This is a genomic window from Brachybacterium nesterenkovii (genome assembly GCF_900163655.1).
Lineage (GTDB): Bacteria > Actinomycetota > Actinomycetes > Actinomycetales > Dermabacteraceae > Brachybacterium > Brachybacterium nesterenkovii.
In genome coordinates, this window is sequence record NZ_FWFG01000013.1 from 17,783 (window position 1) to 39,150 (window position 21,368).

The 21,368-nt window shown below is 72.3% G+C and carries 21 protein-coding genes, 1 tRNA gene and 1 other RNA gene; 12 read left to right on the forward strand and 11 right to left on the reverse strand.

Annotated elements, in window-relative coordinates:
• Window positions 1–22: 22 nt before the first annotated feature.
• Both FM110_RS01305 and aceE read right to left on the reverse strand, forming a co-directional pair.
• Window positions 23–469, reverse strand: a complete 447-nt coding sequence (locus FM110_RS01305; protein ID WP_407641019.1) for a GntR family transcriptional regulator — start codon at window positions 467–469, stop codon at window positions 23–25.
• A complete protein-coding gene (gene aceE / locus FM110_RS01310) occupies window positions 448–3,195 on the reverse strand; it encodes a pyruvate dehydrogenase (acetyl-transferring), homodimeric type (protein WP_087101923.1) in 2,748 nt (915 codons plus the stop codon). The genes FM110_RS01305 and aceE overlap by 22 nt, the downstream gene beginning before the upstream one ends.
• Before the next feature lie 271 nt (window positions 3,196–3,466).
• Between aceE and FM110_RS01315 the strand changes: the two genes are divergently transcribed.
• The 3 genes from FM110_RS01315 to FM110_RS01325 all read left to right on the forward strand — a co-directional run bounded on the left by FM110_RS01315 (window position 3,467) and on the right by FM110_RS01325 (window position 4,469).
• Entirely contained in the window at window positions 3,467–3,883 is a 417-nt protein-coding gene (locus FM110_RS01315; protein WP_087101925.1) for a DUF3052 domain-containing protein, read from the forward strand.
• Window positions 3,884–3,890: 7 nt separating this feature from the next.
• Window positions 3,891–4,334 (forward strand): redoxin domain-containing protein, encoded by a 444-nt coding sequence (locus FM110_RS01320; protein WP_087101927.1) that lies wholly within the window; start codon window positions 3,891–3,893, stop codon window positions 4,332–4,334.
• A gap of 58 nt (window positions 4,335–4,392) precedes the next feature.
• A tRNA-Val gene (locus FM110_RS01325) sits at window positions 4,393–4,469 on the forward strand.
• Between the two features lie 11 nt (window positions 4,470–4,480).
• Here FM110_RS01325 and FM110_RS01330 read toward each other — a convergent pair.
• The 5 genes from FM110_RS01330 to FM110_RS01350 form a co-directional block, all read right to left on the reverse strand.
• Window positions 4,481–4,915, reverse strand: a complete 435-nt coding sequence (locus tag FM110_RS01330; protein ID WP_087101929.1) for a pyridoxamine 5'-phosphate oxidase family protein — start codon at window positions 4,913–4,915, stop codon at window positions 4,481–4,483.
• Between the two features lie 80 nt (window positions 4,916–4,995).
• A complete protein-coding gene (locus tag FM110_RS01335) occupies window positions 4,996–5,211 on the reverse strand; it encodes a hypothetical protein (protein ID WP_087101931.1) in 216 nt (71 codons plus the stop codon).
• Between the two features lie 44 nt (window positions 5,212–5,255).
• On the reverse strand, window positions 5,256–5,477 hold the full coding sequence (locus FM110_RS01340) for a hypothetical protein (protein ID WP_087101933.1): 222 nt from the start codon (window positions 5,475–5,477) through the stop codon (window positions 5,256–5,258).
• 35 nt (window positions 5,478–5,512) lie between these two features.
• Window positions 5,513–6,688, reverse strand: a complete 1,176-nt coding sequence (locus tag FM110_RS01345; RefSeq protein WP_087102012.1) for an inorganic phosphate transporter — start codon at window positions 6,686–6,688, stop codon at window positions 5,513–5,515.
• A gap of 205 nt (window positions 6,689–6,893) precedes the next feature.
• Window positions 6,894–8,060, reverse strand: a complete 1,167-nt coding sequence (locus FM110_RS01350) for an MFS transporter (RefSeq protein ID WP_087101935.1) — start codon at window positions 8,058–8,060, stop codon at window positions 6,894–6,896.
• A gap of 162 nt (window positions 8,061–8,222) precedes the next feature.
• Here FM110_RS01350 and FM110_RS01355 point away from each other — a divergent pair, with 162 nt between their 5' ends.
• From FM110_RS01355 to FM110_RS01365, 3 genes are read left to right on the forward strand one after another with little or no spacing between them, the layout of a single operon-like run.
• Window positions 8,223–9,500: an aminotransferase class V-fold PLP-dependent enzyme gene (locus tag FM110_RS01355; protein WP_087101937.1), complete on the forward strand. Its 1,278-nt coding sequence runs from the start codon at window positions 8,223–8,225 to the stop codon at window positions 9,498–9,500.
• Between the two features lie 16 nt (window positions 9,501–9,516).
• A complete protein-coding gene (gene sufU / locus FM110_RS01360; RefSeq protein WP_087101938.1) occupies window positions 9,517–9,993 on the forward strand; it encodes a Fe-S cluster assembly sulfur transfer protein SufU in 477 nt (158 codons plus the stop codon).
• Window positions 9,990–10,829, forward strand: coding sequence for a Nif3-like dinuclear metal center hexameric protein (locus FM110_RS01365; RefSeq protein ID WP_087101940.1), 840 nt, complete (start codon window positions 9,990–9,992; stop codon window positions 10,827–10,829). The genes sufU and FM110_RS01365 overlap by 4 nt, the downstream gene beginning before the upstream one ends.
• Before the next feature lie 34 nt (window positions 10,830–10,863).
• Here FM110_RS01365 and FM110_RS01370 read toward each other — a convergent pair whose 3' ends face one another.
• Window positions 10,864–11,601, reverse strand: a complete 738-nt coding sequence (locus tag FM110_RS01370; protein WP_087101941.1) for a YaaA family protein — start codon at window positions 11,599–11,601, stop codon at window positions 10,864–10,866.
• A gap of 66 nt (window positions 11,602–11,667) precedes the next feature.
• Between FM110_RS01370 and rnpB the strand changes: the two genes are divergently transcribed.
• Window positions 11,668–12,027: RNase P RNA component class A (gene rnpB, locus FM110_RS01375), an RNA gene on the forward strand.
• A 53-nt stretch (window positions 12,028–12,080) separates the two neighbouring features.
• Here the strand turns inward: rnpB and ppgK are convergent.
• Window positions 12,081–12,860 carry a polyphosphate--glucose phosphotransferase gene (gene ppgK / locus FM110_RS01380; protein ID WP_087101943.1) on the reverse strand — a complete coding sequence of 260 codons (780 nt, stop codon included), beginning with the start codon at window positions 12,858–12,860 and terminating at the stop codon, window positions 12,081–12,083.
• A gap of 103 nt (window positions 12,861–12,963) precedes the next feature.
• On the reverse strand, window positions 12,964–13,866 hold the full coding sequence (map, locus tag FM110_RS01385; protein ID WP_087101945.1) for a type I methionyl aminopeptidase: 903 nt from the start codon (window positions 13,864–13,866) through the stop codon (window positions 12,964–12,966).
• An 86-nt stretch (window positions 13,867–13,952) separates the two neighbouring features.
• On the opposite strand from map, the gene FM110_RS01390 reads away from it, so the two are divergent.
• A complete protein-coding gene (locus FM110_RS01390; RefSeq protein ID WP_087101947.1) occupies window positions 13,953–14,132 on the forward strand; it encodes an SPOR domain-containing protein in 180 nt (59 codons plus the stop codon).
• 37 nt (window positions 14,133–14,169) lie between these two features.
• Here FM110_RS01390 and panB read toward each other — a convergent pair whose 3' ends face one another.
• On the reverse strand, window positions 14,170–15,009 hold the full coding sequence (gene panB, locus FM110_RS01395; protein ID WP_087101949.1) for a 3-methyl-2-oxobutanoate hydroxymethyltransferase: 840 nt from the start codon (window positions 15,007–15,009) through the stop codon (window positions 14,170–14,172).
• 120 nt (window positions 15,010–15,129) lie between these two features.
• Here panB and FM110_RS01400 point away from each other — a divergent pair, with 120 nt between their 5' ends.
• The 4 genes from FM110_RS01400 to FM110_RS01415 all read left to right on the forward strand — a co-directional run bounded on the left by FM110_RS01400 (window position 15,130) and on the right by FM110_RS01415 (window position 21,285).
• The gene (locus FM110_RS01400; RefSeq protein WP_087101951.1) at window positions 15,130–15,711 is read left to right on the forward strand and encodes a hypothetical protein; all 582 of its coding nucleotides are present in this window, start codon (window positions 15,130–15,132) and stop codon (window positions 15,709–15,711) included.
• Window positions 15,712–15,873: 162 nt separating this feature from the next.
• Window positions 15,874–17,211, forward strand: coding sequence for a glutamine synthetase family protein (locus tag FM110_RS01405; protein ID WP_087101953.1), 1,338 nt, complete (start codon window positions 15,874–15,876; stop codon window positions 17,209–17,211).
• Window positions 17,212–17,214: 3 nt separating this feature from the next.
• On the forward strand, window positions 17,215–20,301 hold the full coding sequence (locus FM110_RS01410) for a bifunctional [glutamine synthetase] adenylyltransferase/[glutamine synthetase]-adenylyl-L-tyrosine phosphorylase (RefSeq protein WP_087101955.1): 3,087 nt from the start codon (window positions 17,215–17,217) through the stop codon (window positions 20,299–20,301).
• 66 nt (window positions 20,302–20,367) lie between these two features.
• Entirely contained in the window at window positions 20,368–21,285 is a 918-nt protein-coding gene (locus FM110_RS01415) for a PD-(D/E)XK nuclease family protein (RefSeq protein WP_087101957.1), read from the forward strand.
• The last annotated feature ends 83 nt before the right edge of the window (window positions 21,286–21,368 follow it).

Consider the following 21,368-nt stretch of genomic DNA (forward strand, 5'->3'; position numbering starts at 1 on the left):
ATGCCGGGGAGGCGCCCCGTGCTCAGCTGGTGCGAGCGGCCGTGAGCGCGGCCTTCACGAGGCGCTCGGCGCGCTCGTGATCGATGCCGAGCTGGACGGACAGCTCCGCGAAATCGCGGGCCGCCTTCTCGAGGCGGCTCGCCGGGCCGTCGAGCGGGGCGATGACGGTGCCCGCGCGACCGCGCGTGATGACGATCCGGGCCTCCTCGAGACGGCGGAACGCCTTGGCGACGGTGTTCACGGCGACGTCGAGGTCCGCCGCGAGGGCCCTCACCGTGGGCAGACGGGTGCCCGGCGCGAGCCGCCCGTCCTGCACGGCCCGGGCGATCGCATCGCAGATCTGGCGGACCGGCGGCTCCGCGGCATGGCGGTCGATCCTGCAGATGCCCGTGAGGGCGTGCGGGGTCGTCGCCGTGCGCGCGGAGTCCGCCTGTGCGACGTCGGCGCTCAGGACTCGCCCCCATCGGATCCGGACTGGCCCGCGTTGACGTTCAGCAGCTCGTAGCGCTGGATCGCCTCGCGCGGAGCCGACGCGTCGACCTTGCCCTCGGCGGCGAGCATCTGCAGGGCCTTGACGACCATGGAGTGCGCGTCGATGTGGAGGAAGCGGCGGGCGGCCGGACGGGTGTCCGAGAAGCCCCAGCCGTCGGCGCCCAGGACGCCGTAGGCGCCGGGGATCCACGGGCGGATCATCTCGGGGACCATCGACTCGTAGTCGCTCGTGGCGACGAACGGGCCCTCGACGCCCTGCAGGCGCTGCGAGATCCACGGGGTGCGGGCCTCGTCCTCGGGGTGGAGGAACGTGTGCTCGTCGGCCGCGAGGGCCTCCTTGCGCATCTCCGACCAGCTGGTGACGGACCAGACCGCGGCGCGGACGCCCCAGTCCTGCTCGAGGATCTCCTGCGCGTGGAGCGCCCACGGCACGCCGACGCCCGAGGACATGAGCTGGACGACGGGGCCGTCGCCCTCCGGGGCCGGGCGCAGCTCGTACATGCCCTTGAGCAGACCCTCGACGTCCAGGCCCTCCGGCTCGGCCGGGTGCACGATCGGCTCGTTGTACACCGTCAGGTAGTAGAAGACGTCCGGGTCGCGGGGGTCCTCGCCGTACATGCGCTGCAGGCCGTCGCGGATGATGTGCCCGATCTCGTACCCGTACGCGGGGTCGTAGATCACAGCGGCCGGGTTGGTCGCGGCGAGGACCGGGGAGTGGCCGTCCATGTGCTGGAGGCCCTCGCCGGCCAGCGTCGTCTTGCCGGCGGTCGCGCCGATCACGAAGCCGCGGGCCATCTGGTCGCCGGCGGCCCAGAAGAAGTCGCCGGTGCGCTGGAACCCGAACATCGAGTAGAAGATGTAGAACGGGATCATCGGCTGCTCATGGGTCGAGTGCGACGTGCCGGCGACGGTGAACGCCGAGGTCGCGCCGATCTCGTTGATGCCCATGTGCTTGATCTGGCCCTGCGCGGACTCCTTGTAGGCCAGCAGCAGGTCGCGGTCGACCGAGACGTAGTTCTGGCCGTCCGGGTTGTAGATCTTGGCCGTCGGGAACATGGAGTCCATGCCGAAGGTGCGGGCCTCGTCGGGGATGATCGGGACCCACAGCTTGCCGGTGGCCTTGTCGCGCATGAGGTCCTTGACCAGGCGCACGAGAGCCATCGTGGTGGCGATCTCCTGCTTGCCGGAGCCGCGGCGTGCGACCTCGTACGCCTTGTCACCGGGGAGGTCCAGCGTGACCTTCTTGAAGCGGCGGTTGGGGACCGGACCGCCCAGCTCCGCGCGGCGGGCGCGGAAGTACTGCATCGCCTCGGAGTCCTCCGGGGGCAGGTAGTACGGGGCGTCGTAGACGCTGCCGGACTCGAGCTGCTCGTCCGTGATCGGGATGTTCAGCGTGTCGCGGAGGGTCTTGAGGTCGTCCAGGGTGAACTTCTTCATCTGGTGGGTCGCATTGCGGCCCGCGAAGCTCTTGCCCAGGCGGTAGCCCTTGATGGTGTGGGCCAGGATGACCGTCGGCTGGCCCTTGTGCTCCATCGCGGCCTTGAACGCGGCGTGCACCTTGACCGGGTCGTTGCCGCCGCGGTTGAGCTTCCACCAGATGTCGTCGTCCGACATGTCCGCGACCATGGCCTTGGTGCGGGGGTCGCGGCCGAAGAAGTTGTCGCGGATGAAGGCGCCGTTCTCGGTGCGGTAGGTCTGGAAGTCGCCGTCCGGGGTCGCGTTCATGAGGTCGACGAGCGCGCCGTCGTCGTCCTTGTCCAGCAGCGGGTCCCAGCCGGAGCCCCACACGAGCTTGATGACGTTCCAGCCCGCGCCGCGGAACTGGGCTTCGAGCTCCTGGATGATCTTGCCGTTGCCGCGGACCGGGCCGTCGAGGCGCTGCAGGTTGCAGTTGACGACGAAGGTCAGGTTGTCCAGGTGCTCCTTGGCGGCGTTGTGGATGTGGCCGCGGGACTCGACCTCGTCCATCTCGCCGTCGCCGAGGAACGCCCAGACGTGCTGGTCCGAGGTGTCCTTGATGCCGCGGTTGTGCAGGTACTTGTTGAAGGACGCCTGCTCGATCGCGTTGACCGGGCCGATGCCCATCGACACCGTCGGGAACTCCCAGAACTCCGGCATGGAGCGCGGGTGGGGGTAGGACGGGATGCCGTGCGGGTGCGACTTCTCCTGGCGGAAGCCGTCGAGGTCCTTCTGCTCGAGACGGCCCAGCATGAAGGCGCGGGCGTAGATGCCGGGGGAGGCGTGGCCCTGGAAGAAGATCTGGTCGCCGCCGCCGGGATGCTCGCGGCCGCGGAAGAAGTGGTTGAAGCCGACCTCGTACATCGAGGCGATCGAGGCGAACGACGACAGGTGGCCGCCGACGCCGACGCCCGGGCGCTGGGCGCGGTGGACCACCATCGCGGCGTTCCAGCGCAGGGCGTCCTTGATCTCCTTCTCGAGCTTGCGGTCGCCGGGGTACTCCGGTTGCTCGGAGGCGGGGATCGTGTTGACGTAGTCGGTGTTGAGGCTGTGGGGGACCTTCACGTGGACGTCATGCGCGTGCTGGATCACGCTCTGGACGATCTCCTGCGCGCGCTCGGGGCCGCGGGCCTCGAGCAGGGAGTCGAAGGACTCCACCCACTCCCGGGTCTCCTCAGGATCGGTGTCCTGGGCATGGCTGGGCAGGCTGATTCCGATGGGACCTGGGGTCTCGCTGGCGGTCACATTGGCCTTCTCTCTACGAGCGGGGGTACTCGGCCCCGGTGCCGGCCGCGGTCGATGCCGAGGGCATCATGCGCGGCGGCCCCCAGGGCCACAGGTCGTTCCAGCGTACGTCCTCAGGCACCGGCGCGGTGAGGCGTCCGCGGCGTCCCCACGGGGCGAGTGACACGAAAAACACAGTTCGCTAGACTCCTGACGCGCCCGCCCGGCGGTGCGCAGTCCCCATCGGCGCGTCGTCGTGCGCGCCGGTCCCCGTTCCCCGAGGAGCCGCCCCTTGTCCCCGTCGTCCGACGCGCAGGCGTCCAGCCCCGCCGATGTCCTCGGCTTCGAGCCCGGTCAGATCGTCCAGGAGCTCGGCTACGCCGACGATGTGGACCTGGACCTGCGCGATGCGATCGAGGACTCGATCGATGCCGACCTCGAGGACGAGGACTGCCAGGAGATCGTCGATGGCGTGGTCCTGTGGTGGCGCGACGGCGACGGCGATCTCGTCGACGCCCTCGTCGACGCCCTGACCACCCTGGCCGAGGGAGGCCCCGTCTGGCTCCTCACGCCGAAGGCAGGCCGCGACGGCCACGTGCTGCCGGCGACCGTGCAGGAGTCCGCGGACCTCGCGGGCATGCGCGCGATGGGCACGATGAGCCTGGCCCCCGACTGGTCGGGCACCCGCCTGGCCTCTCGCGCAGCCTGAGACGCCGATGCCCGGCCCCCTCGCGGGTTTGACCCTCGTCGACCACGACGGCGGCGCGCTCCCGCTCGACGAGCTGCGCGGCATCCCCTGCGCGATCGTCCTCCTGCCCGGTGCGTTCACGCCCGTGTGCACCTCCGAGCTGCCCGGCATCGAGCGCGCGTGGCGCGAGGCGGGGGAGCGGGGCATCCCTGTCCTGGCCGTGACGTGCGATGCCCCGGCCGTGCTCGCGGCATGGCGCGAGCACGAGGGCCTCGCGCTGCCGCTGCTCTCGGACTTCTGGCCCCACGGCGCGCTCGCTCGGGCGCTCGATGCCTTCGATGAGGCGACCGGGAGGCCGCGGCGCACGAGCGTCGTCCTCGACGCCGCAGGGCGCGAGGTGTGGCGGGATGCCGCTCGGCCGGGCGGTGCCCGCGACATGGGCCGACTTGCCGCGGTCATGCGCGATCTGTGACCATGCAGTGCCCGCCGCGCGCTGCTCGGCCCGGGCGCCCGCGCGGCGACGCGCGGACGGGTCGTTAGCTCAGCTGGTCAGAGCGCCACGCTTACACCGTGGATGTCGGGGGTTCGAGTCCCTCACGACCCACCAGATCAGACCCCTCAGATCTCGATGTTCTCGACGTCGTTGTCGAAGGGCTTGTCCGAGTGGACGGTCCACTTCTTCCCCGAGTCGAAGCGAAGGCGGATCGCCGCCACGGCGGGTGCGGCGCCGGGCTCGGGAGCGGGGGCCTGGGCGGGGTCCATGCCCAGGAAGCGCGCCATGGCGGGGCCTACGACGGCCGGGTCGTCGATGACCTCGGTGCGGGCCTCGAGCGCGTAGTAGCCGTCGGCGGTGGTGCCGCAGACGGTCGCGCGCGGCGTCGCCGCGACGTCGGCGATCTTGCGCGTGTCCGGCTTGGTCAGGACCGCCAGGACGCCGATCTCGCCCGCGGGATCGTCGTGGACGATCACGGGCCGGGTGCGGGGGCCGTCGGGGCCCTGGGTGGTCAGCAGCGCGGTGGAGCCGGGGCGGAGGACATCGTTCACGGTGGTCATGGCCGCATCCTCGCACTGTGTCGGGGACCGCGGGCAGGACGATCGGCCTTCGCACTCCATGTGGCCCGGTGCCGTCGCGGTCAGCCCTTCATGAGCCAGTACAGGCCCAGCAGGCCGCCCAGGAGCACCGCGAGGGCGATCAGCCACGGGACCGCGGTGCGCCAGGTCTCGGCGGCGCTCTCGCGGGGCTGCTCGGAGGAGCCCAGACGCCCGCGCATGCCGAGCAGCACCGCGATCATGGTCGCGAGGATCGCGACGCCGAAGACCACGGACAGGAGCAGGGGGAAGCCGGTCATGGCGTCAGCCTAACGGCGGGGTCCGCGCGCGGCGACCGCGCCCGTCAGCTGTGGAAGGCCGGGATCACCAGGTAGAGGCCGAAGAGGATCAGCAGTCCGGCGAGGCCGAGGACGGCGTACCCGCCGGCTCGACGGGCCGGGGCGATGGAGCCGTTCGCGCCCGCGTCCAGGAGCCGGGCGCCCAGCGACACGAGCGTCACGAGCGCGACGCAGGCCAGCAGGGTCACGCCGGCGACGAGGCCGAGCGCTGCGAAGTCGATATGCATGGCGGATTCTCCTTCAGGCGGCGGGGCGGCCGTGCTCAGGCGTGCGTGGGGACGGCGGTGCCGGAGCCGCCGACGGGGCCGGAGCCGCTGGCGGGGGCGATGACGGCGACCTCATGGGTGTCGTGGACGTTGTCGGCGGTCACCTTGTTGCGGCGGGCGGCCACGAGCACGGCGGCGACGGTGCCGATGAGGAGGACGAGGGTGATGACGATGCCGGCGCTTCCCAGCAGCGTGATCGCCGCGGCGGCGGCCCCGACCGCGGCGGCGCAGGGCAGGGTCACGAGCCAGGTCAGGGCCATGCGCCCGGCGACCGACCAGCGGACCTCCTTGGCATTGCGTCCCACGCCGGAGCCCATGATCGAGCCCGAGGCCACGTGCGTGGTCGACAGGCCGAAGCCGAGGTGGCTCGAGGCGAGGATCGCGGCGGTCGTCGCGGACTCGGCGGCGAAGCCCTGGGGGGCCTTGATGTCCACGAGACCCTTGCCGAGTGTCCGCATGATGCGCCAGCCGCCGGAGTAGGTGCCCGCACCGATCGCCAGACCCGCGAGCAGCACCACCCAGAACTGCGGGCTGGTCCCGGAGAGCTGGTAGCCGCCGGCGACGAGCACGAGGGTGATGATGCCCATCGTCTTCTGGCCGTCCGAGGTGCCGTGGGCGAGCGCCACCATCGAGGCCGAGATCGTCTGTCCGTGGCGGAACACCGAGGCGGAGCGGCCCTCGGGATCGGGGACGATCCGGTAGGCCAGGCGCGTGGCGACCGCGGCGGCGACGCCCGCGACCAGAGGGGCCGCGAGGGCGGGCAGCAGGATCTTGGAGACGACCACATCGAAGTGGACGCCCGCGATGCCGGCCGAGACCAGGACCGCTCCGATGAGGCCGCCGAACAGCGCGTGGCTGGAGCTGGAGGGCATGCCCAGCAGCCAGGTCAGCAGGTTCCAGATGATCGCGCCCGTCAGGCCGGCGAAGACCATCGCGGGGGTCACGAGCGAGTCGTCGACCATGCCCGAGGAGATCGTCTTGGCGACCTCCGTCGACATGAACGCGCCGACCACGTTGAGGACCGCGGCGAGGGCGACGGCGACGCGGGGGCGCAGCGCGCCGGTGGCGACCGAGGTGGCCATCGCATTGGCGCTGTCGTGGAACCCGTTGGTGAAGTCGAAGGCCAGGGCCGTGATCACCACGATGGCCACGATGACGAGCGAAGAGGTCAGCACGCTGTCTCCTGAGAGTGGGGGGTGCGAGATCGCACGACGTCACAGTAGGACTCCGAGAGCCCCCGCGGGGCGTCGTCGGTCCCGGTCGACGCCGCGCTGGGGGACCGGGAGCTGGCCGCCGGGTGAACGGACGGTGAACTTACCGATGTCCCTGCACGTCACGGACTGTTCCTGTGCGCTTCCCCAGAATGTGCGATGTCGTTCACATCACGGACAGCGGGCTGTGATCGGCGCCGTCCACGCGCTCGCGACGAGCAAGAGCGAGGGTGAGGGGGACCGCGGCGAGGGCGCAGGCGATCATGGCGGCGAACGCGAGCAGCGGGGAGGAGTCGAACCAGTGCCCCGCGATCACCGTCATCACGGCCGTCCCGACACCCGTGCCGAGCGCGTTGTAGAGCCCCTGCGCGGGGGCGACGAGCCCGGGGGAGACCTGGCGCCGCAGCGTCTGGACGAACCCCACCTGGAGCATCCCGAAGGTGAGCCCGTGCAGCACCTGGGAGACCAGGAGCAGAGGGACCGAGGGCACGAGCGCCCACAGCACCCAGCGCACCACGCTGCCGGCGACCGCGGTGCCCATGAGGGCCGCGAGCGACCAGCGCTCCGCGAACGACCCCGTGACGCGGAAGACGACGAGCTCGCCGAGCGGCGCGATGATGAGCAGCGCCGCGACGACCACGGGGGCGGCCCCGAGCCGTGCGGCGTGCAGCGTGCCGAAGGTGTAGTAGGCGGCGTGCGAGCTCTGGACGAGCACCGAGACGGCCAGGGCCAGCACGAACACGGGACGGGTGAACAGCGGCCCCCAGGACCCGAGCGAGCCGGAGCGCTGCGCGGCCACCTGCGCATCGCCGAGCGGGAGGAGCGCCGTCACGGCCATCGCCGCGATCCCGCCGATGAAGACGAGCAGCAGGGCCGGGGTGCCGAAGAGCTGCTGGACCGCCCCGTCCACGCCCGCCCCGACGATGAAGCCCGCCGAGCCCCACATCCGGGTCGGTCCGTAGACCAGGGACCCGCGCTGGGCCCCGAGGCTCGCCGTCGTCTCGAGCGCCGGCATCGCCGTCGGGTACAGCACGCCGAAGACGGCCGAGAGCACGACCAGGGCCGTGAAGCCGGTGTGGGGGAGGAAGGCCAGGGCGCCGGCCAGGCACAGCCAGGGCAGCGCCTTGAGCATCGTGCCCAGCGGCACGAACCTGTTGACCAGGGGGAACAGGAGCACCACCGCGAGGGCGCGGGTGACGAGGGAGACGGTGATCGCGAGCCCGACGCGCGAGGAGTCGAAGCCGCGCTCGGTGAAGATTGGGGCCCAGTCCGAGATGAAGGTCGCCCAGGTGAAGAAGAAGGCGAAGAACTGGATGCGCATCCAGGTGCTCACGGCGGCTCCTGTCGGGATCGGTCTCCCGGGTGCGCGGCGCGGGCGGGGGAGGACCCGGCCACGGTAGCGCAGGGTACGGACCGGCCAGTCGGCCTCTCGGGCGGGAGTCCTATGCTGAACGGAACCGTGACCCGCCGCGCTCCGCCAGGAGGAACCCGCTCGATGACTGCGTCTCCCACCCCGTTCGATGTCGAGGCCGTCCGCCGTGACTTCCCGATCCTCGGGCGCACGCTCGCCGACGGGCGTCCCCTCGTCTACCTCGACGCGGGGGCGACGAGCCAGCGGCCGCAGCAGGTGATCGACGCCGAGGTCGCCTTCCTCACCTCGGGCAACGCCGCCGTCAAGCGCGGAGCGCATCAGATGGCGGAGGCCGCGACCGACGCCTACGAGGGCGCGCGCGAACGGGTGGCCGCGTTCATCGGCGCCCGGCGCGCCGAGGAGATCGTCTTCACCAAGAACGCGACGGAGTCGCTGAACCTCGTCGCGTACGCGCTCGGCAACGGCGACGCCTCGACCCCGGATCGTCTGCGCGTGCGCGAGGGGGACGAGATCCTCGTCACCGAGATGGAGCATCATGCGAACCTCGTCCCGTGGCAGGAGCTCGCGCGCCGCACGGGGGCCACGTTGCGCTGGATCCCGCTGGGCGATGACTTCCGGCTCGATCTCACGGATCTCGACTCGCTGCTGACCGAGCGCACCAAGGTCCTCGCGCTGTCGCATCAGTCCAACGTGCTGGGCACCGTCAACCCGGTGCGGGAGCTGGCCGAGCGTGCCCGTGCCGTCGGCGCGCTCGTCGTCCTCGATGCCTGCCAGAGCGTGCCGCACATGCCGGTGTCCGTCGCCGATCTCGGCGTCGACCTGCTGGCGTTCTCGGGCCACAAGATGCTCGGTCCCACCGGGATCGGCGTGCTCTGGGGCCGCTACGACGTGCTTGCCGAGCTGCCCCCGTTCCTGACCGGCGGATCCATGATCGAGGAGGTCTTCATGGATCGCTCGACGTACGCCGAGCCGCCCGCGCGCTTCGAGGCCGGCACGCCGATGGTCTCCCAGGCCGTGGGCCTGGCCGCGGCCTGCGACTACCTCGACGGCCTCGGGCGCGAGAACGTCCTGGCCCACGAGGGCGCCCTGACGCGCCGGGCCATCGCGGGTCTCGCGGAGATCCCCGGCGTGCGCATCCTCGGGCCCGCCCTCTCCGACGACCGTGCCGGTGCCGTCGCCTTCGACCTCGCCGGGCGCCACCCCCACGATGTCGGGCAGGTGCTCGACAGCCTCGGCATCCAGGTGCGCGTGGGCCACCACTGCGCCTGGCCCCTGCACCGCCGCTACGGCCTGCACGGCACGACCCGGGCGAGCTTCTCCGTGCACACGACCGCCGCCGAGGTCGATGCCCTGGTCGACGGCATGGCGCAGGTCGTCGCCTTCTTCGACCGCTTCCGCTGACGCCAGGAGGATCCCCATGACCTCTGCGAGCCTCACCTCGCTGTACACCGACATCATCTTCGAGCACGACAAGCGGCCGCTGCACGCGGGCCTGCGCGAGCCGTTCGAGGGGGAGGTCCACCACGTCAACCCCACCTGCGGGGACGAGATCACGCTGCGCCTGCACCTGACGGGGCCGGTGGACGATCCCGTGATCGAGGACGTCAGCTACGACGCGCAGGGCTGTGCGATGTCCCGCGCGAGCGCCTCGATGATGGCCGACCTCCTGCGCGGGCAGAGCGTCGAGCGCGCCGCCGAGATTTCCGACAGCTTCGAGCTGTCGATGGCCTCCCGCGGCAAGGACGCCGGCGACGAGGAGCTGATCGGCGATGCGGTCGCGCTGCTGGGCGCCTCGAAGTTCCCCGGGCGCGTCAAGTGCGTCGTCATGCCGTGGAAGGCGTACCGGGCCGCGCTGGTGGAGTCCCTCGCCGCGCTCGGGGCGGCGGAGGCATGAGCGCCGGGCACTCGCTGGGAGACGTCCTCGCCGTGCTCGAGGGCGCCTACCCGCTGGAGTGGGCGGAGGACTGGGACCGGCCGGGACTCGTGGTCGGGGACCGCACCGCTGGTGTGCGGCGCGTCCGCCTGGCCGTCGATCCCACGCTCGCCGTGGTGCGGGAGGCGGTGGCCGACGGCGCGGATCTGCTGGTGACCCATCACCCGCTGCTGCTGCGCGGGGCGAGCTTCCTGCCCTCGGACACGGGCAAGGGCGCGGTCGTCGCCGAGCTCGTGCGCGCCGGAACCGCCCTGTGGTGCGGCCATACGAACGTGGACCGCTCCAGCCGCGGAACGGTGGGCGCCTGGACCCGCGCCCTCGGTCTGCGCGAGGTGCGGGCCCTGGCCGCCGGGGGCGAGGAGGAGGCGGCGCACGGCTCGCGCCTGCTGGGCCTCGGCGCCGTCGGGAGCATCGAGCCCACGACCGTCGGGCAGCTCGCCGTGCGCATCGCGGGCATCGTGCGGGAGACCGCCCAGGGGATCCGCTGGACCGGCGACGCCGATCGCGAGGTGCGCACGGTCACGCTGTGCCCCGGGGCCGGGGACCCCTTCCTGGACATCGCGACGGGCAGCGGAGCGGACGTCTACATCACCTCGGACCTCCGCCACCACCCCGCCCTCGAGCACATCGAGGGCGCCGCGGATCCGCTGGCCGTGCCCGCCCTCATCGACGTGGCCCACAGCGCGAGCGAGGCGCTGTGGCTGCCCGAGGCCGCGGCACTGCTCGCCGAGGCCCTGCCCGGTCTCGAGGTGACGATCAGCGAGCGGTCCACCGACCCCTGGAACGGTCGGGCCTGAGCGGTCGGGCCCGAGCGGCCGGACGTTCTCCGTCTCAGCCGCGGTCGACGACGGTGAGCGTCGTGCCCTGCAGCTCGATCGCGAGGCCGTCCCCGAGCGCGCCCGCGCCCGCGTGCGCGACCTCCTCGGCATCGGCGGGCGCCCGCTCGGTCGTCAGCAGCGCCCGCCCGAGCAGTCCGCGGTACCGCTTGGCGTCATGCGAGACCACGGTGCGCTTGCCGTCCCGCTCGCGGACGGCCGCGACCTCGATTGCCCCGGGCACCGGCATCATCGACCGATAGGCGCCCGAACGGCAGTCCACGACGACGCGTCCGCTGCCTGCCAGCTCCCGGGCGATCGGTGCGAGACGGGAACGCCACCAGGCGCCCGCCGCGCCCAGGCGCGACAGCACCGAGCCGGCCGAGAGCCGGTAGGCGGGGATGCGGTCGGAATCCGCGTCGACCACGCCCAGCAGCGCCGAGGTCACGAGCACCGTCCGCTCGGCATCGCCACGGGCATCCCCGAGCGCGTCGTAGAGGACGCCCGCGTACACCTCGAGCGCCGGGGCGCACGGCTCCGCGGTGATCGCCGCCATCCGCTCCACGAGCTCGGGCGCCGAGGCCGGGACCTTCAGCGACCCGGCCGCGCCGCGGGAGCGAGCGGTCCTCTCGGCCGCCCGCAGCACGGTGGCGCGCGGCGCCGTCAGGGCGGGATGCGCGAGGGCGTCGAGGTCGAGGACGGGGCCGATGCCAGGTCGCGTCTTGGTCTCCGAGGGCGGCAGCAGCAGGAACATCGGGGACGGGCACTCCTTCGCGGGGAGAGATCTGGGGACGGGAGGGGGACTAGACTGCCCTGCGGACCAGTCGGCCGGGCAGTCGCGTCCCCGATGCAGCGCATCGGGGCCGAGGAAAGTCCGGGCTCCGTCCGGCACGGTGGTGGGTAACGCCCACCCGGAGCGATCCGCGGGACAGTGCCACAGAGAGCAGACCGCCGGCACCGCACGTCGGGAGCCGGTAAGGGTGAAAGGGTGGTGTAAGAGACCACCGCGGTCGTGGTGACACGACCGGCATGGCAAACCCCACCGGGAGCAAGGCCAGACAGGGGACGTCTGAGGGTGCCGGCCCGAGTCCCCGGGTAGGCCGCTGGAGGTCGTCGGCGACGGCGATCCGAGAGGGATGACTGCCGATCACAGAACCCGGCTTACAGGCCGGCTGGTCCGCCCCTCGGGGCACCGGGGCGCTGCTCCGGCGCCCCGACGAGCAGGGCGGCGACTCAGCTCGCGTGCTTGCGGTTCTTCTTGTGAGCGCGGCGGGCCAGCGAGGCGGCGCCGATGATCCCGGCCTCGTTGCGGGTCTCGGCGGGCACGATCTCGGTGCGCAGGTCCAGCAGCGGCAGGAACTTCTCGTGCTTCTTGGAGACGCCGCCGCCCACGATGATGAGGTCCGGGTTGAACAGGAACTCCAGCAGCGCGTAGTACTCCTGGAGCCGCTCGGCCCACGCGGCCCAGTCGAGCTCCTCGCGGTCCCGGACCGAGTCCGCTATGTACTTCTCGTAGTCCTCGACATCGCGCTTAATGGGCAGATGGCCCAGCTCGGTGTTCGGGACCAGCTTGCCGTCCATGAACAGCGCCGTGCCCACGCCGGTGCCGAGCGTCGTCATGATCACGACGCCGTCGCGTCCGCGGCCCGCGCCGAAGGCCATCTCGGCGATGCCCGCGGCGTCCGCGTCGTTGACCACGAACACGTCGTGCCCGGTGCGCTCGCCCAGCAGCGCGTCGACGTCCGTGCCGATCCAGGCCTTGTCGACGTTCGCGGCGGTGAGCGCGACGCCGTGCTGGATGACGGCGGGGAACGTGACGCCCACCGGCATGTCGGCGTCGATGTCGAAGGCGCCGAGGAGCTCCGCGACGGTGTCGGCCACGGCATCGGGGGTCGAGGGCTGCGGGGTGGGGATGCGGAGGCGGTCCGCGGCCAGCTCCCCCTTCTTGAGGTCGACGGGAGCGCCCTTGATGCCGCTGCCGCCGATGTCGATGCCGAATGCCGTCTTGCTCATGGGGTTCTCCTGGTGGGGGATGGGGCCGCCGCCTCGGGGCCGGGGACAGTCTGGCAGAGGATCCGCGCGCGGGCGCGGGACCGTTCGGACGCCGGTCAGGGCGTCAGGGCAGGGTGAGGGTCTCGTAGCCCTCCTCGGTGATGAGGAACGTGTGCTCGAACTGCGCCGTGAACGAGCGGTCGGCCGTCACGACCGTCCAGCCGTCGTCCCACTGCTCCCAGGCCTGCGAGCCGAGCGTGACCATCGGCTCGACCGTGAACGTCATGCGCGGCTCGATGATGTCGTCGAACATCGGCGCGGAGTCGTAGTGGGGGATGACAAGGCCGTTGTGGAAGCCCTCGGCGACGCCGTGGCCCGTATAGTCGCGCACGGACTCGTAGCCGTGGCGGCCGACGAACTTCTCGATCACGCGGCCGATGACATTGACCTCGCGGCCGGGACGCGCGGCGCGGATGCCGCGCCACATGGCCTCCTCGGTGCGCTCGACGAGCTCGGCGACGTGCGGGTCGACCTCGCCGACGAGGAACGTCGCATTGGTGTCGCCGTGGACCCCGTCGAGGTACGCGGTCACGTCGACGTTGAGGATGTCGCCCTCCTCCATCACGGTGGAGTCGGGGATCCCGTGGCAGATGACCTCGTTCAGGCTCGTGCAGCAGGACTTCGGGTAGCCGAGGTAGCCGAGGGTCGACGGGTAGGCGCCGTGCTCGACGAGGACGTCGTGGACGATCGCGTCGATCTCGTCGGTCGTGACGCCGGGGCGGGTCGCCTCGCCGGCGGCCTGCAGTGCGATCGCGGCGATCCGGGAGGCCTCGCGGACGCGCGCGATGACGTCCGGGGTCTGGACGGCGGGCCCGGAGTCCGAGACCGCCTCCTCCTTGCCCACGTACTCGGGCCGTTCGATCCGGTCGGGGACCGGGCGCAGCGGCGAGACCTCGCCCGGGGTGATGAGGGCCCGGCCCTCCGGCCGCAGCCAGCGGCCCGACGCATCGATGTGCTCTACAGTCATGGGCACCAGTCTCTCACCGGGCCGAGCCCGCCCGGGCGCCGCGCGCGCTCGCGGCGCTGACGGCCCCGTCGCGAAGGAGCAGCGCCATGGCGGACTTCTACTACAACCTCTCCACCGGCCAGGTCGAGGAGGGCAAGCAGTCCTCCGGGATGGTGCTCATGGGCCCCTATCCCACGCGCGAGGAGGCGCAGAAGGCGCTCGAGACCGCCGCGCAGCGCAACGAGAACTGGGACGAGGCGGACAAGGCCTGGGAGGGCGAGGACTGATCGCCCCTCGGCCCCTCGGTTGCGGCCGACCGGGCGGTCAGTCGAAGGAGTGCTCGCGCCCCGGGTAGCGGCGGTTCTCGACCTCGTCGCGGTACGTGCGCGCCGCCCGGCGCAGCTCATCGCCGATCTCCGCGAAGCGGTGGACGAACGTGCCGCGGAAGTCGGAGAGACCGGCCATGTCCTGCCACACGAGGACCTGCCCGTCGCAGGAGGGCCCGGCGCCGATGCCGATCGTGGGGATGTGCAGCACCTCGGTGATCCGCTCGGCCACGGCAGCGGGCATGAGCTCGAGGACGATCGCGAAGGCGCCCGCCTGCTGGAGGGCGAGGGCATCGTCTGCGAGGCGGTCCGCCGCGGCATGGTCGCGGCCCTGCACGCGGTGCCCGCCCAGGGCGTTGACCGACTGCGGCGTGAAGCCGAGGTGCCCCATTACCGGGATGCCGGCCTGCACGACGGCCCTGACCTGGTCGAGGATCGCGTGACCGCCCTCCATCTTCACGGCCTGGGCTCCGGCGCGGACGAGGTCCACGGCGGCGGACAGGGCGTCCGCGCCGCCGCCCTGATAGGTGCCGAAGGCGAGGTCGGCGACGATCAGCGGACGCGAGACGCTGCGGGCGACGGCGCCGGTGAACGTCAGCATGTCCTGGTGCGTGGTGTGCGTGGTCGAGTCGTAGCCGAGCACCGTGGTGCCGACGGAGTCGCCGACGAGGAGCACGTCGATCCCGGCGGCCTCGAACGCCTTCGCGGCGAACTGGTCGTAGGCGGTGAGCATCGCGAAGCGGCGGCCGGTGTCCTTGGCGTCCTGGAGGTGGCGGATGCGCACCTTCGACGGGCGGGAGGGATCGGCGGCGGGCGGGCGCGGAGACGCAGCGTTCATGGCCGCCAGCCTAATCCGTGCCGCGGAACTGTCGCCGATGTGACGGACGCCATCTAGTATGTCCGGGAGCCTCCGCAGGGGAGCGGTCGCCGACGCCGATCAGATCCCAGGGGGACCACCATGAAGCGCACCATCACCCGTCTCGCCACCGTCTCCGGGGCGGCTGCCCTGAGCCTCTCGCTCGCCGCCTGCGGCGGTGGCGGGGACTCCGCGGACACGGCCGAGGGGACGACGGAGGCGGCGACCACGACGGAGGCCGCCACCACCGAGGCGGCGACCACGACGGAGGACGCGACCACCGAGGCGGCGACCACCGAGGCCGCCACGACGGACGCGGCGACGACCGATGCCGCTCCCGTCAGCGCGTCCGAGGCCGATCTCGAGCCCGCCAAGCAGCGCGTCGTCGACTTCTACAAGTCCGCCGGCGGCGGCGACCTCGACACCGCCTGCGGCATGGTCTACGACTCCTCGACGGGCACCGGGATGAGCTCCGGCACGATGCTGGACGCCTGCAAGCAGGGACTCGAACCGCAGATGGAGACGCTGAAGGCGGCCGGTGACGTGATCACGCCCGACTTGCTCGAGGCCGAGGTCGGAGCCGACGGCGTCATCAACATCAACGCCGGTGGGACCACGGTGCCCGTGCGCAAGGGCGCCGACGGCCAGCTGTACATCGACTTCCTGGCCGCCACAGGGGGCTGAGCCGGGATCTCTGCGATCGACGCGGCCCCTCGGATCATCCGAGGGGCCGCGTCGCGCTCGGGAGCTTCGCGGACCCGGGCATCTGACCGTCACGGATCCGAGAGCCGTCCCGGCATCGCGCCGGGGCGGCTCTCGCACGTCGCGGTGCGGCACACTGGGGCCATGGAACGCCACCAGGATGCCGTGATCCGCACCGTCGAGGAGAAGGACGTCCGCTTCGTGCGGCTGTGGTTCTGCGACGTGATCGGGACGCTCAAGTCGGTCGCGATCTCCCCGGCGGACCTCGAGTCCGCCTTCGAGGAGGGCATCGGGATCGACGGCTCCGCGATCGAGGGCCTGACCCGGGAGTTCGAGTCCGACATCCTGCTGCGACCGGACCCCGCGACGTTCCAGCTGCTGCCGTGGCGCGGCGAGGTCGCCGGGACCGCGCGCATGATGTGCGACGTCCTCACCCCGGATGGGCAGCCCGCCGCCTCCGACCCGCGCCGCGTCCTCAAGGACGCCATCGCCCGCGCCGAGGCGAAGGGGCTCGAGTTCTTCACCCACCCGGAGATCGAGTTCTACCTCTTCGAGGAGCCGTACCGCGAGGGCGTGCCGCTGCGCCCGACGGACACCTCCGGCTACTTCGACCACGTGCCGCGGGCGAGCGGGCAGGACTTCCGCCGCACGGTGATCCAGCACCTCGAGGCGATGAACATCCAGGTCGAGTACTCCCACCACGAGAACGGCCCGGGGCAGAACGAGATCGATCTGCGCTACGCCGACGCCCTCACCACGGCCGACAACATCCTGACGTTCCGCACGGTGGTCAAGGAGGTCGCCCTCTCGATGGGGACGGTCGCCACGTTCATGCCCAAGCCCATGATCGAGAGCCCCGGCTCGGGGATGCACACGCATCTGTCGCTGTTCCAGAACGGGAAGAACGCCTTCCATGAGCCGGGCGCGGAGTACGGCCTCTCGCGGACCGCCCGCCGCTTCATCGCGGGCCTGCTGCGCCACGCCCCGGAGTACTGCGCGCTCACCAGCCAGTTCGTGAACTCCTACAAGCGCCTGTGGGGGGCGCAGGAGGCCCCGAGCTACGTGTGCTGGGGGCACAACAACCGCTCCGCGCTCGTGCGCGTCCCCTTCCACAAGCCCACCAAGGGCACCAGCTCCCGCGTCGAGTTCCGCGGCGCCGACAGCGCCGCCAACCCCTACCTCGCCTTCGCCGCGCTGCTGGCCGCCGGGATGGCGGGCATCGAGGGGGAGTACGAGCTGCCCGAGGGGGCCGAGGACACGGTCTGGCAGCTCACCGACAAGGAGCGTCGCGCTCTCGACTACGAGCCCCTGCCCACGGACCTGTTCCGGGCGCTCGAGAGCTTCGAGTCCTCCGAGCTCATGGCCTCGACGCTGGGGGAGCAGGTCTTCGAGTACTTCCTGCGCAACAAGCGCGCCGAGTGGAACCGGTACCGCGAGCAGGTGACCGCGGTCGAGCTCGACTCCTCGTTCTTCCGGATCTGAGCCGTGAGCGTCGAGATCAGCACCGGGAGCCTGGCCCGCCTCGGCTTCGGCCGGACCGACCGCGCCCAGCGGTTCCTCGCCGATCCCGCCCTCGACGGGCTCGACCGTGCGGGCGTCGAAGCGATCGGGCGGACCGCCGACCCCGATGAGGCGCTCATCGGCCTGCTGCGGTGGGCCGAATCGGCCCGCCAGGCGGACGAGGCGGGCGCGGCGCGCCTGCTCGCCGAGGTCGGCGAGGAGGGCACCGCCGGGTCCCGGCTCGTCACCCTCCTGGGAGCATCGGTCGCCCTCGGCGACTTCCTGACCCGCCACCCGGACCGCATCGTCGCGCTCGAGGGCGAGGCGGACGGCCTGGATGCCGCGACCGCGGAGGTCCGCAGGCGCCTGCTGCGGGCGGTCGGCGCCGACCCGGACGCCGAGATCCCCGTGGCCGCCGGCGACGGGAGGTCCGGTCGGGACGCCCTGCGGATCGCCTATCACGAGCGGCTCGTGCAGATCGCCGTCGCGGACCTCGCCGCCCCGGACCCCACGGCGGTGCAGCCCGCCGTCTCGGAGGCCCTCGCCGACCTCGCCGACGCCGCCCTCGACGCCGCCCTCGCCGTGGCCCGGACCAGCGTCGACGGGCACGAGGACGTGCGCCTCGCGGTCCTCGCGATGGGCAAGACCGGGGCGCGCGAGCTCAACTACATCTCCGACGTCGACGTGATCCACGTGGCCGAGCCCCGTCCCGGCGCGGACGGCGGGAGCGTCGACGAGGAGGCGCTCATCGCGACCGCGTCCTCGCTCGCGCGCGAGCTCGCGCGCGTCTGCTCGGACCGCACCGCGGAGGGCTCCCTGTGGCAGGTCGACGCGAACCTGCGGCCCGAGGGCAAGGACGGCCCGCTCGCCCGCACGCTCGACTCCTGCCGCCGCTACTACCGGACCTGGGCGGCCTCCTGGGAGTTCCAGGCGCTGCTGAAGGCCCGGCCCGCCGCGGGCGACCGGGACCTCGGAGAGGCCTTCGTCGAGATGGTCGCGCCGCACGTCTGGCAGGCCGCCGCGCGCGACGGCTTCGTCGAGGACTCCCGGGCCATGCGCCGCCGCGTCATCGACCACATCCCGCGCGGCGAGGTCGAGCGCAACCTCAAGCTCGGCCCCGGCGGCCTGCGGGACGTCGAGTTCACCGTCCAGATGCTGCAGATGGTCCACGGGCGCGGCGACGAGTCCCTGCGGGTCCGCGGCACGCTGCCGGCCCTCGAGCGCCTGCGCGACGGCGGCTACATCGGCCGTGACCACGCCGCGGAGCTGGACGCCTCCTACCGCTTCCTGCGCGCCGTGGAGCACCGCCTGCAGCTGCACCGGATGCGCCGCACGCACGTTCTCCCGACCTCCGAGGGGGACCTGCGGCGCCTCGCGCGGGCGCTCGGCCTCCTCCCCGACGAGTTCCCCGCCCGCTACGAGAAGGTCCGCCGTCGCGTGCGGCGCCTGCACGAGGAGATCTACTACCGCCCCCTGCTCGACACCGCCTCGACGCTGTCCGAGGACCAGGTGCGGCTCACGCCCGAGGCCGCCGCCGAGCGCCTCGCCGCGATCGGCTACCGCGATCCGAAGCGGGCACTGGCCCACATCGACGCCCTCACCGAGGGGATCTCCCGGCGCGCCGCGATCCAGCGCCAGCTGCTGCCGAGCCTGCTCGAGTGGTTCGCCGACGGCGTCGACCCCGACCTGGGGCTGCTCGCCTTCCGCCGCCTGTCCGACGCGGTGGGCTCGGCCCACTGGTACATGGGGCTGCTGCGGGACTCCGGGGTCGCCGCCCAGCGCCTGACCCGCGTGCTCTCCGACTCCCGGTACGCCGGGGAGCAGCTCGAGCAGATCCCCGAGGCGGTCCGCTGGCTCGCCCGTGACGAGGAGCTGCGCCCGCTGGGACGCGAGGCCCTCATCGGCGAGTTCGCCGCCGTGATCCGGCGCGTCGACACCGCCGAGGAGGCGACGGAGGTGCTGCGCCGCACGCGGCGCCGCGAGCTGCTCCGCATCGCCATGGCGCACCTGGTGCACCTGGTGCGCCCCGAGGAGGTCGCGGCGGCGCTGACCGATCTGGCCGAGGCCGTGCTCGAGGCCGGGGTGCAGGTCGCGGCGCACGTCGTCGCGACCGAGGACGGCCCGGAGCGGCCGAGCGAGCAGCCGCAGACGACGGGGGAGGACGCGGACGAGGACCAGTCGGCCCTCGAGCGCCTGGGCATCGACCTCGGCGTGCTCGCGATGGGCAGCTTCGGCGCCGCCGAGATGGGCTACTCCTCGGACGCCGACGTGCAGTTCGTCGTGGCCGATGCCGGGGCGGGCGAGGCCACCACCTCCGTCGCCGTCAAGGTCGCCACGACCCTGCAGAGGATCCTCAACGCCCCCTCGTCCGGCGCCGACATGAAGGTGAGCGCGGATCTCCGGCCCGAGGGGCGCAACGGGGTGCTGGTCCGAACGATCGAGTCCTGGAGCGGGCACTACGACCGCAGCGCCGAGACCTGGGAGCGCCAGGCGCTGCTGCGCGCCCGGCCGATCTTCGGCTCCGCGGCGCTGCGGGAGGCCATGCGCGAGACCATGGACCGCCACCGCTACCCCGACGGCGGCCTGACGGCGCAGCAGCGCCGCGACATCGTCAGGATGAAGGCCCGGGTGGAGTCCGAGCGCCTGCCCCGTGGCACCGACCCCTCCCGCCACCTCAAGCTCGGGCGCGGGTCGATGACCGACGTCGAATGGACCGTCCAGCTGCTGACGATGGACTCCGCCTCCGCGCATCCCGCGCTGCGCGGCCGCACCGGGACCCTCGACCTGCTGGACGCGCTCGTCGACGCCGACGTGCTGCCCCGGCGCTCGGCGGAGGACCTCGCGGCGGCATGGCGACTGGCCTGGGAGCTGCGCGGCGCCCTGTTCCTCTGGCGCGGCCGCGAATCGGCGATCCTGCCGCTGGACCGCATCGAGCTGCGCGCCGCCGCCCAAGTGGTCCTCGGCCCCGACGCGACGGCGCGGCAGGTCGAGGAGGAGTACCTGCGCGTGACGCGTCACGCCCGCGGCATCGTCGAGGCGGTCTTCTTCGGGGAGCCCGGCCCCGGCGCGTAGCCTGGGGAGGCTGTCCAGACCATGACCCGGGGCGTGCCGAGCGCTCGCCCCGGACTCCGAGGAGCCATGACCACACCGAAGCTGAGCGCCGACACGCCCCGCGGCCGCATGTACCGCCTCGAGCCCGACGGGCCGCTCGTCTACCCGTCGATCACGACGATCTCCGGGATGCGCGCGAAGGACCATCTGCAGGGCTGGTACGCCAGCATGGCCTCGAAGCGCGCGCTCGAGATGTACGCGTGGCTCGACCGCAATCCCGGACGCGCCCAGGCCGAGATCTCCCGCGTGACGCGCGACAAGTGGGGCAGCCAGAAGCGCATCGCCGCGGCCGCCGAGGAGCACACGCGCATCGCCTCCGAGTTCGGCACCCTGGTGCACGCCGTCTGCGAGGACTGGGCGCGTGCGGGGAGCCGGCCGGACCGCGAGGACGTGGCCGCGCGCGTCGAGGAGATGCGCCTGGCCACCGGGGCCTTCGCACAGGAGCGGTCGCTGGATGCGCTGCTCGATCGCGCCGCCGTGCGCCTGGACGGCTATGACGCCTTCCTGCAGGACTTCTCCCCGGAGTTCCTCGAGATCGAGCAGACCGTGCTGAACCACTCCGTCGGCTACGCGGGCACCACCGACTGCATCGTGAAGATCGGCGGCAGCGTGCTGTCCGGCGACATCAAGACCTCGAAGAAGGTGCGCGGCGACTACGCCCTGCAGGGCGTGGCCGTGGTCAACGCCGAGCACCTGCTCGACGACGACGGCACCATCCGCGACGTCCCCGAGATGACCGGCGCGTTCATCATCCACCTGCCCGAGCCCGGCGGGTACCGCGTGGTGCCGCTGAAGACCGGGCCCGAGGAGTTCGACGTGTTCCGGGCGCTCAAGCAGGTGTGGGCCTTCGAGGCCGAGCCCTGCGCCCTCGAGGAGTCCGCGACCCCCAAGGCGCTGCTGCTGAGCCTGCTCAAGGCCAAGGGAGGGCTCGACGCGCTCGGCTGACCGCCGTGCGAAGGTCGTGCAATAGCCGTGCAAAAGGCCTGCGACAGCCCTCTGGCAGTGCTCGACGACGTAGCCCCGCCGCG

Excerpts from the sequence above, each read along its gene's own strand:
- FM110_RS01320 (WP_087101927.1), top strand. The coding sequence starts at position 3,891 with ATGCCCGGCCCCCTCGCGGGTTTGACCCTCGTCGACCACGACGGCGGC.
- FM110_RS01330 (WP_087101929.1), bottom strand. The coding sequence starts at position 4,915 with ATGACCACCGTGAACGATGTCCTCCGCCCCGGCTCCACCGCGCTGCTG.
- FM110_RS01335 (WP_087101931.1), bottom strand. The coding sequence starts at position 5,211 with ATGACCGGCTTCCCCCTGCTCCTGTCCGTGGTCTTCGGCGTCGCGATC.
- FM110_RS01340 (WP_087101933.1), bottom strand. The coding sequence starts at position 5,477 with ATGCATATCGACTTCGCAGCGCTCGGCCTCGTCGCCGGCGTGACCCTG.
- FM110_RS01355 (WP_087101937.1), top strand. The coding sequence starts at position 8,223 with ATGACTGCGTCTCCCACCCCGTTCGATGTCGAGGCCGTCCGCCGTGAC.
- sufU (WP_087101938.1), top strand. The coding sequence starts at position 9,517 with ATGACCTCTGCGAGCCTCACCTCGCTGTACACCGACATCATCTTCGAG.
- FM110_RS01365 (WP_087101940.1), top strand. The coding sequence starts at position 9,990 with ATGAGCGCCGGGCACTCGCTGGGAGACGTCCTCGCCGTGCTCGAGGGC.
- FM110_RS01370 (WP_087101941.1), bottom strand. The coding sequence starts at position 11,601 with ATGTTCCTGCTGCTGCCGCCCTCGGAGACCAAGACGCGACCTGGCATC.
- ppgK (WP_087101943.1), bottom strand. The coding sequence starts at position 12,860 with ATGAGCAAGACGGCATTCGGCATCGACATCGGCGGCAGCGGCATCAAG.
- map (WP_087101945.1), bottom strand. The coding sequence starts at position 13,866 with ATGACTGTAGAGCACATCGATGCGTCGGGCCGCTGGCTGCGGCCGGAG.
- FM110_RS01390 (WP_087101947.1), top strand. The coding sequence starts at position 13,953 with ATGGCGGACTTCTACTACAACCTCTCCACCGGCCAGGTCGAGGAGGGC.
- panB (WP_087101949.1), bottom strand. The coding sequence starts at position 15,009 with ATGAACGCTGCGTCTCCGCGCCCGCCCGCCGCCGATCCCTCCCGCCCG.
- FM110_RS01400 (WP_087101951.1), top strand. The coding sequence starts at position 15,130 with ATGAAGCGCACCATCACCCGTCTCGCCACCGTCTCCGGGGCGGCTGCC.
- FM110_RS01405 (WP_087101953.1), top strand. The coding sequence starts at position 15,874 with ATGGAACGCCACCAGGATGCCGTGATCCGCACCGTCGAGGAGAAGGAC.
- FM110_RS01415 (WP_087101957.1), top strand. The coding sequence starts at position 20,368 with ATGACCACACCGAAGCTGAGCGCCGACACGCCCCGCGGCCGCATGTAC.